A 9,463-nucleotide genomic window follows, 5' to 3' on the forward strand; every position below is an offset into this window, starting at 1 on the left:
CTTGCTTGTCGTTGTTAGAACATGGATGTAGATTGTCTTGTTTAGATTATTAATATTAGTTTGTTGGTTTTTTACCACTATAGCTGCTGCACAAACGCCCCCTTATTCTCAAGCTATCTCGCCCGCATTCCAGCAACTCAATCTTGGTCAAGGCGTGTTATTTCAAGCAGACTCTGCAAGTCGGATCAGCATTAAAGATTTATTGATAGGAGAATATCAAGATACTTGGGAAGTAAGTGAACAAGAGGTCTTGAGCTTTGGTTTAGTCTCTCACCCTTATTGGTTTAAATTTAATCTTGATAATCATTCAATAACAGATGTATCAACCTTACTTGAAGTTGGCTACTCCCTCACGAATATATTAGATATTTACATTGTCGAGAATAACTTACTGGCTTTTCAGTATAATCTCGGAACAGATCGACCATTTGAAAATAAACCTTTTCCTAGCCGCGCATTTAGCGTGCCCGTTGAGATCCCAGCCGGGCGAACCATAACTGTCTATATAAAAGCAGAGAATAGTGGTTTTTTACAGCTACCAATGACCCTGTGGGAAATGAAGTGGTATTTCAGTGAACAACTGAATAATAAGCTTCTTACTGGCATTCTGACAGGCATTTTCCTTTTAATGTGCTGCTACAGCCTGTTTCTTTTCATTATGCTGAAAGAGGCACGATTCTTTTTCTACAGTGCGTTTTGCTTGTGTTTCGTGACGACGCTTTGGATATTAAAAGGGTATGCCAGTATTTTCTTCTTCTCCAGCCTAAACTATTGGCACGATAACTTATTGATTATGTCTGTCGGTTTATTGTGTTTAATTTTAAGTATGCTTGGCGAAGGCTTAAAACATTTCAAACGTAACCGCGCCATCAGCTTACTCAACAAGAGCCTATTTGGGGCGTGTATTGCTTTAATCATCTCGCCGCTGATAGTTAATTTTCAATTTGCTTTGTATTTCTTGGCGGTAGTGGTGTCGTTCATGGCGCTGAGTTCATTAATTGAAGCAGGCTATTACTGGATTAGAGGTAATAACTTAGCCCGATTATTCGCAACCTCTTGGTTGTTATTTATTGTCGGCATGGGCTTTTTACTACTGAACCGCTTTGCTGTTATTCCACGAAATGACTTTACTGAGCAATTTGTCGCTGGTTCGGCCTTTCTTGGTTTGATCTTTTTGGCTTTGGCCTTAGCCCATCGCACCTCTCAAGAGAAGCAACAAAAGAATGATGCCCAAGCACAAGCTGATATCAGTAATGCCCGTTACTTTGATATTTTCCAAAATGCGCCGGAAGGTTTATTTACCAGTACGCTCTCGGGCGAGGTCTTGTCAGCTAATGCTGCACTTTGCGCCAGTTTTGGTTATAAAAATTTTGACGATTTGCAAGCCAATTACGGCGGCGACATGTCGCGATTTTATCATCATGAGAACAGCCGCGATAATTTAATAACTGAGATGTTAGAAAAAGGCTTTGTTAATAATGTAGAGATTAAAGTAGTTCGTGTTGATGGCAGTATTTTTTGGGCGCTATTAAACCTACGTTTATCAAACTTCTATCATAATGAAGACCGCATTATTGATGGCTCAATTGTTGATATTACACAGCGCAAAAAGCAGGAATTACGCTTGCGTTACATGGCCCAGCATGACCAACTAACAGGCTTATATAATCGCCGAAAATTTGAAGAGTGTGTGACTCAAGTAATCACCGGAGAGCAGGAAGGCCACGGTAAAAACATCATTTTTTATTTAGATTTAGACCAGTTTAAAGTGGTAAATGATACTTGTGGCCACAGTGTTGGCGATAAATTACTGCAAAGTTTAACTCGTTTGTTAGTGGCTGAAATCCCTAAAGACCAAGTTCTTGCGCGTTTGGGTGGGGATGAGTTTGGTGTAATGTTAACTAATGCTTTTGTTAATGACGCCATTGAACTAGCAGAGCGACTTCGCTGCGTAGTACAAGATTATCGTTTTGTTTGGGGAGAGCAAGTATTTAGCTTGGGGATTAGTATTGGGATCGTTGCCATTGAAGCAAATATGAAATCGTTTGCCGAAGTTTTAAGTTTTGCCGATACGGCCTGTTATACCGCGAAAGAGCAGGGCCGTAATCGCATTTATTTCTACTCTGAAACCAATAGTATGGTAAGCCGATATCAACAAGAAATGGGGTGGGTGTCTAAATTAAATGATGCATTAGCTCACGATTTATTTGAGCTGGCCTTTCAAACCATTAAGCCATTAACAAAAACGGCTACAGGTGATCACTTTGAAGTATTACTTCGGCTACGCGATGAACAAGGTGATTTAATTGCCCCGAGCGAGTTTTTACCTGCGGCTGAGACGTACAATTTGATTGCTTCTATCGATAAGTGGGTGGTTGAGCATTTCTTTATTTGGATGAATAAGCATCCTGATGTTTATCAAGATATCGAGAAAGCCAGTATTAACTTATGTGGTCAATCCATGGCCGATCGTGACGTTAAAAACCACATCTTGCAGTGTTTTGAGAAATATAAAATCGCGCCAACGAAAATCTGTTTTGAAGTCACAGAAGGGCAAGCGATTCGCGACATCGATCGTACCTTATCTTTTATGGAAACCTTCCGTGAATTAGGTTGCAGCTTTGCACTGGATGATTTTGGTGTCGGCTTCTGTTCATACTCCTACCTCAAGCGCCTGCCCATTGATTATTTGAAAATTGATGGTTCATTTGTACGCGATATATTGGCTGACGAAACGGATTTTGCAATGGTTCGCTCCTTCTCAGAACTGGCCAAAGCTGTTGGCGTTAAGACCATTGCAGAATATGTTGAAAGTGGTTCGATTGAAGAAAAACTGAGTCTAATTGGGATTGATTATGTACAGGGGTTTGGTATCGCTAAACCACGCTTGTTGCAAGAGAAAACGTTGGCCAAAGCTCATTTAAAACTCAATGAGTAAAGCGGAAATGTTAAATCTTGTTGACCCTAAGGTTAAAAGGCTGACATTCTGATAGCAAGTACACTTAATCTATGTCCTTTCCCCGTAAGAAAGTCGATCATTACTAGCTATATCAAGCAGTTTTCAGTAGTATTTCCCCCTTTATAATCCATAAGCAGCTTAGGGTGACGAGGGACAAATGCAACACCTTGATGAACTGATAGCAACCGCGATAAAAGCGATTGAAACCGTAACTGATGCGGCAGAACTAGATCAGATCCGCGTAGAATATTTGGGTAAAAAGGGCATAATGACTGAGCAAATGAAATTGCTTGGCGCATTACCTAACGACCAAAAACCTGCAGCAGGCCAAGCCATTAATCAGGCAAAACAAGCTATTCAACAAGCCCTTAGTCAACGTAAAACTAGCATTGAGTTGGCAGCATTAAATGAAAAACTCGCTGCTGAAAAAATTGATGTTAGCTTACCTGGCCGTGCGAATTTACCTGGTAACATTCACCCGGTAACACGCACCATCGATCGCATTTGTGAGTTTTTTGGTGAGCTTGGCTTTGAAGTTAAAACAGGCCCAGAAGTTGAAGATGACTACCATAATTTTGATGCGCTAAACATTCCTGCGCACCATCCTGCTCGTGCAGATCATGATACATTTTACTTCAATCCGAAGTTGGTACTGCGCACGCAAACTTCTGGTGTACAAATCCGTACCATGGAAGTTGAAAAACCGCCTATCAGAATTATTTCACCAGGGCGCGTATATCGTAATGATTACGACCAAACTCACACGCCAATGTTTCATCAAGTAGAAGGTTTATTAGTCACAGAGAATGCAAGCTTTGCTGAATTGAAAGGCATTTTGCATGACTTTTTGCGTAACTTTTTTGAAGAAGACTTACAAGTGCGTTTCCGTCCTTCTTATTTCCCATTCACCGAACCGTCTGCTGAAGTTGACGTATTAGGTAAAAATGGTTGGTTAGAAATTCTAGGCTGCGGCATGGTACATCCGAATGTACTTAAATCTGTTGGCATCGATCCAGAAGTTTACTCTGGCTTTGCTTTTGGTATTGGGGTTGAGCGACTAACCATGTTGCGTTATGGCGTGAACGATTTACGTTCATTCTTTGAAAACGACCTACGTTTTTTGAAACAGTTTAAGTAACGGAAAAGGGAAAATCATGAAATTCAGTGAATCCTGGTTAAGAGAATGGGTAAACCCAGCCATCGATACTGACGCGCTATCTGAGCAAATTACCATGGCTGGTCTAGAAGTAGACGGTGTTGAGCCAGTGGCCAAATCGTTTACTAATGTGGTCGTTGGCCATGTGGTTGAATGTGGTAAACACCCAGAAGCAGATAAATTACAAGTGACCAAGATCGATGTGGGTGAAGCAGAACTTATCGACATTGTTTGTGGTGCTGCAAATTGTCGCCAGGGCCTTAAAGTGGCAGTGGCAAAAGTCGGCGCGGTATTACCGGGCGACTTTAAAATTAAAAAAGCGAAGTTGCGTGGCCAACCGTCAATGGGAATGCTTTGCTCACTTTCTGAGCTAGGCATGGCTGAGTCGTCGGACGGTATTCTTGAGCTGCCAAGTGATGCGCCGATTGGCACTTGTGTGCGTGAGTACCTAGCCTTAGAAGATGTCACAATTGATGTTGATCTAACACCTAACCGAGCTGACTGTTTAGGCATTAAAGGTCTTGCTCGTGAAGTCGGGGTGTTAAATAACCTAGATGTGACAGTGCCGAGTTGGCAAGAAGCTCCCGTCACCATTGAAGATAGTCGCGATGTTGAACTGGTCAATCCTGAAGCTTGTCCGCGTTACCTAGGACGTGTCATTAAAGGTATTAACCTCGCAGCAGAAACGCCATTGTGGATGGTTGAAAAGCTACGTCGTTGTGGCGTGCGCAGTATCGATCCAGTGGTTGATATTACGAACTTTGTGCTACTAGAATTTGGTCATCCGATGCATGCATTTGATCTGGCTAAGATTGAAGGCAGCGTTAAAGTACGTTTAGCAAACGAAGATGAGCCACTGACGCTACTTGATGGCAATGAAGTTAAGCTTAACAACGAAACTTTAGTCATTGCTAACAACAGTAAAGCCTTGGCAATGGCTGGTATATTTGGTGGCCTCGACTCAGGTGTAACCAACGAGACGACTGATATTTTCTTAGAGAGTGCATTCTTTGCCCCCTTAGCCATTACTGGGCGTGCTCGTCATTATGGTTTGCATACCGATGCATCGCACCGCTATGAGCGTGGGGTTGATCCTGAGTTACAGGCTCAAGCTATGTCACGAGCGACAGCGCTAATTGTTGACATTTGTGGTGGTCAAGTCGGCCCAGTAGTGGAAGCCGTGAGTGAAGCACATTTACCTAAACCAACTCAAATTACACTGCGCCGTGCCAAATTAGACAAGATCATCGGTATTCACATTAACGATCAAACTGTTACAGAAATTCTTGCTCGCTTAGGTTTTAGTGTAGAAGTTCAAGGTGCGGATTGGTCAGTGTCGACACCCACATATCGCTTTGATATGGCCATTGAAGAAGACTTAATAGAAGAAGTCGCGCGAGTATTTGGTTACAACAGTATTCCGAATAAGGCGCCAATCGGTGATTTGTCAATGGCGACACATCATGAAGCCAAGCTGCCATTAGCCCGCTTACGTGATACCTTAGTGGGTTTAGACTACCAAGAAGCGATTACTTATAGTTTTGTTGACCCTAGTCGCCAAGCGTTGCTGTTTCCTGAATCTGATCCATTAGTATTACCTAATCCTATTTCGACAGAAATGTCGGCGATGCGAGTGAGCTTATGGACAGGCTTATTAGATGCGGTGGCATATAACCAAAGTCGCCAACAAAATCGTGTTCGTTTATTCGAATCAGGCTTGCGCTTCATTAAAGACGAAACAGCTGAAAATGGTGTGCTGCAACAGCCAATGCTGGCAGGTGTGATCACGGGGAAAGCCCATGAGGAGCACTGGGACTTGCCTTCACGTCCGGCTGACTTTTTTGACCTAAAAGGTGACTTAGAGGCTGTACTTGAGCTGACAGTTGACCGAAATAGTTTCAGTTTTGAGCCTACTGAGCACAGTGCTCTCCACCCAGGACAAGCTGCAGCGATCTATCGTAGTGGTGTTTTGGTTGGTTATATTGGTGCCATTCACCCGCAATTTGAGAAAAAATTAGGTCTTAATGGTAGAACGATAGTTTTTGAACTAGAGTTAGATAAAGTTGTTAATCGTCAACTACCTGCGGCTAAGCCTGTTTCTAAGTATCCTGCGAACAGCCGAGATATCGCTTTAGTGGTAGAAGAAACAGTCGAATCGGGTAAAATTATAAAATTTATCCAAAAAATTGGCGGAAATCAGTTAGTTGGCGTAAACTTATTCGATGTATACCAGGGTAAGGGTATCGAGGAGGGCTTTAAGAGCCTAGCCATTAATTTGGTACTTCAAGATACTGCGCGTACTCTGGAAGAAAAAGAGATAGCCGACGCGGTTGAGTCAATCGTTGTTGCGGTTAAATCAGAGTTTAACGCTTCCTTGAGGGATTAATCTATGGCGCTAACAAAAGCCGAGATTGCAGAACGTCTTTTTACTGACGTAGGTCTAAGTAAACGCGGTTCAAAAGAGATGGTAGAATCATTCTTTGAAGAAATCCGTAAGTCACTTGAATCGGGCGAACAAGTTAAGATATCCGGTTTTGGTAATTTTGACCTTCGCGACAAAAATGAACGACCAGGGAGAAATCCAAAAACGGGTGAAGATATTCCTATATCGGCACGTCGTGTGGTAACTTTCAGACCTGGTCAAAAGTTAAAATCTCGAGTTGAAGATAGTCAGTCAGAGAATAAATAAACAAAACCGCCTTCGGGCTGTAATGCTTGGTTATTTGCTAAGTGTATAGCACTAGTCTAGATGATTGTGTGCATGTTTAGCTATAGAAAAAACCCATGTTTTAGTGATGTGGGTTTTTTTATGTCTTGATTTTGAGCTTTATGTCCATTTAATCTTGATTAATTAGTTATAGAGTGTTGTTTTTACTTATTAATATGCAAGGTGAGTTATGTTGCAAGTCCTGAAGCGCTTGATTATGTCACCACATCAAAAAGCTGTCTCTCTTAGGAATGAAATAGTTAGACAATATGCTCAAGAGGTTTGGTTTACAGGGTATTTTCATTTAGATAATGGATTGTATGAACCACAACCAAAAAATCCATATGACATTGAAATTAGTATGATTGGTGCAGGAGTTAGAACTGCACTTATTAAGCATTATCTTGTTTCTAATGATTATTATTCTAAGCTATTGAAACAAAGAAAAAAGCTTGTCTATGTTGATTCTTATGGTGATGAAATAAAAGATAAATGGGTAAAAGAGGTCGCAAATTTTGCAACTAAACGGAATGAGGTGATTTTAAGCTTTCTAAGAGAACATACTCCTAAAGTCCTATTAGAAGAACTCAAAAATACTAACAATATTGATGATTACTTCTTTCAAGGCGAATTTGTTAATGAACAGCTAAATGAAGTCATTTTTGATCTGATGTTGTTTGATGATCTAATGATGAACTTCGAATTTTCCACTAGCGATAGCATTGATGATTATATAACAACAATCGCCCTTACATTCCGTCAGTGTGGCTGGAAGGCCGCTATTTTACATGATAATCAACATAAAGCAGATATTCATGTTGAACGTAATGGGGTTGATTTTATTGTTCTGTGTAAATATCTGGACGAGCCCGTAAGTGAGAAAACAGTGCAAGAATCAATAGCAATGAAAAATATGAGTGATGTTTTTGGCGTAATTATCGTTACAAATATCGGTTATACTGATTCAGCTATCGAGCTGTCAGAAATGGCCTTGAATTTTGATACTCCAGTCGATGTATTTACGCTTCAAGATGAGCTGCTTAACGAATGGATATTGACCATGAATGAAACTCTTGATGGCGTAGGCTAATCACATATAGATTTACATGATTGTGTTACGCCCCTCGCTAGTCAACTTTATGAGGTATGCTTAAATATCCTCGTTAAAATAGAAAATATTTAAGCTATAGCAGCGGTATGAAATAGCGAGTGTAATCACTCATTTATTGTTGGCATTCCAATGCCGCTTGACCGTTGAAAGGCTGATGTTTAGGTGTTTAGCCGTTTTACTTTGGCTCATTTCATGGTCGTAACGACATTCTAAGACTCTGTTTTTTGTGTCAATTGCTTCTGGTCTACCTAGCTTTTTACCCTGAGCCTTCGCTCGCTCTAAACCTTCTTTTGTTCTTTCTTTAAGACGACCTTTCTCCATTTCAGCTACGGCTGATAGGATTGTCAGGTGTAGCTTACCCGCTGGACTAGTTAAGTCAGTATCTCCTAAATCAAGAGCTCGAACTTTTACTCCTTTGGCCGTTAAAGCATCCACTGTCTGTAATACGTCTATCGTGTCACGTCCTAACCTATCTAGCTTGAGGACGATTAAAGAATCACCAGACTCTAACTTGTAGTTTAGAAGTGTTTGAAACTCTGGCCTTTCTTTGGCTGGAACGCCACCACTGATTGTCTCACTTATCACTCTTGATTCTTGTATTAGATACCCTTGGGCTTTTAAGGCGAGGATCTGATTATCAGTTGTCTGTTCACTTGTTGATACTCTGCAGTATGCAAATTCTCTAGCCATAATTAACTCCTTCTTGTGGTGTCACTTAACGGTTTTTATTTTATGATACCACTCATAAAGTAATTTCCCTATTTTTATGACACCACATACTAAAGATATTGATTGGTGTCATAAAACCATCGTTAAATGACATCATTAAGTGTGCCATATACCACCCACTTACTAGGGAGTTATTTTAGGGTTTTCTGAGGTGTATATTTTTAACCTATTGAATTTATGCTCTTATTGTTTTTTGTATGGCGCTTTCAGTACACGCTGATCATCATGCTTCATGATGGCGCTTTGTTAAGCATTCTTCAGGGGTAAGGCGATATGGAATAAAGTTTGATGGCAATACCTAATGTTGATATTATCGTTTTTGTGAATAATTTATGTTGGTGAAAGATGAAGCGATGTATCGTTTTTGGTTTTGTTGCTGTATCGTTGCTTGGGTGTGAAAGACCTCAGGAAGAAGTGAAACGTGACTTTTATAAAGAGCTAGGTGTTAAACTTACATCATTTAAATCAGCTGAAATAGTAAATGATTTCGCCAAAGGAGTTTATGCACCTCCCTATAGCTTTACTGAAGTAACAGATTTTCATAACTATTGCTTAGATAATCTATGGACTCAAGAAACAGTTCAAAGGTTAACACCATTAGTGCAAGAAGAGATATATGCACTTGCAGGCCAAGCCAACGGCAGCTTAAGCGGTTGGCGCGATGAGATTAGCTCACCAGCCTTCAATCAGAATTTCACTGGTCATGCAATTACAGTTGCCTCTCTGTAGTGGTACAACTATTTTGGCCACCTGATTAGAGGTGATAAGATCACCGTAACTAAGCAGGTATCAATATGTCAA

Annotated in this window: 7 protein-coding genes; 6 read left to right on the forward strand and 1 reads right to left on the reverse strand. The window is 40.8% G+C overall.

Going from position 1 to position 9,463, the window contains the following annotated elements; all coding sequences use genetic code 11:
- Window positions 1-37: 37 nt before the first annotated feature.
- The 5 genes from Q4519_RS19760 to Q4519_RS19780 all read left to right on the forward strand — a co-directional run bounded on the left by Q4519_RS19760 (window position 38) and on the right by Q4519_RS19780 (window position 7,912).
- Window positions 38-2,938, forward strand: a complete 2,901-nt coding sequence (locus tag Q4519_RS19760) for an EAL domain-containing protein (protein WP_303515342.1) — start codon at window positions 38-40, stop codon at window positions 2,936-2,938.
- 178 nt (window positions 2,939-3,116) lie between these two features.
- On the forward strand, window positions 3,117-4,097 hold the full coding sequence (pheS, locus tag Q4519_RS19765) for a phenylalanine--tRNA ligase subunit alpha (protein ID WP_232803596.1): 981 nt from the start codon (window positions 3,117-3,119) through the stop codon (window positions 4,095-4,097).
- Window positions 4,098-4,113: 16 nt separating this feature from the next.
- The gene (pheT, locus tag Q4519_RS19770) at window positions 4,114-6,501 is read left to right on the forward strand and encodes a phenylalanine--tRNA ligase subunit beta (RefSeq protein WP_303515344.1); all 2,388 of its coding nucleotides are present in this window, start codon (window positions 4,114-4,116) and stop codon (window positions 6,499-6,501) included.
- A gap of 3 nt (window positions 6,502-6,504) precedes the next feature.
- Window positions 6,505-6,804: an integration host factor subunit alpha gene (gene ihfA / locus Q4519_RS19775; RefSeq protein ID WP_232803594.1), complete on the forward strand. Its 300-nt coding sequence runs from the start codon at window positions 6,505-6,507 to the stop codon at window positions 6,802-6,804.
- Between the two features lie 208 nt (window positions 6,805-7,012).
- Window positions 7,013-7,912, forward strand: a complete 900-nt coding sequence (locus Q4519_RS19780) for a hypothetical protein (protein ID WP_303515347.1) — start codon at window positions 7,013-7,015, stop codon at window positions 7,910-7,912.
- Between the two features lie 129 nt (window positions 7,913-8,041).
- Here Q4519_RS19780 and Q4519_RS19785 read toward each other — a convergent pair whose 3' ends face one another.
- Window positions 8,042-8,623 (reverse strand): recombinase family protein, encoded by a 582-nt coding sequence (locus Q4519_RS19785; protein ID WP_303515350.1) that lies wholly within the window; start codon window positions 8,621-8,623, stop codon window positions 8,042-8,044.
- 384 nt (window positions 8,624-9,007) lie between these two features.
- On the opposite strand from Q4519_RS19785, the gene Q4519_RS19790 reads away from it, so the two are divergent.
- Complete coding sequence (locus Q4519_RS19790; protein ID WP_303515353.1) at window positions 9,008-9,391, forward strand: hypothetical protein; 384 nt, start codon at window positions 9,008-9,010, stop codon at window positions 9,389-9,391.
- Window positions 9,392-9,463: the final 72 nt, after the last annotated feature.

Origin of the sequence: Motilimonas sp. 1_MG-2023 (assembly GCF_030547455.1) — a bacterium.
GTDB lineage: Bacteria > Pseudomonadota > Gammaproteobacteria > Enterobacterales > CBDFNC01 > Motilimonas.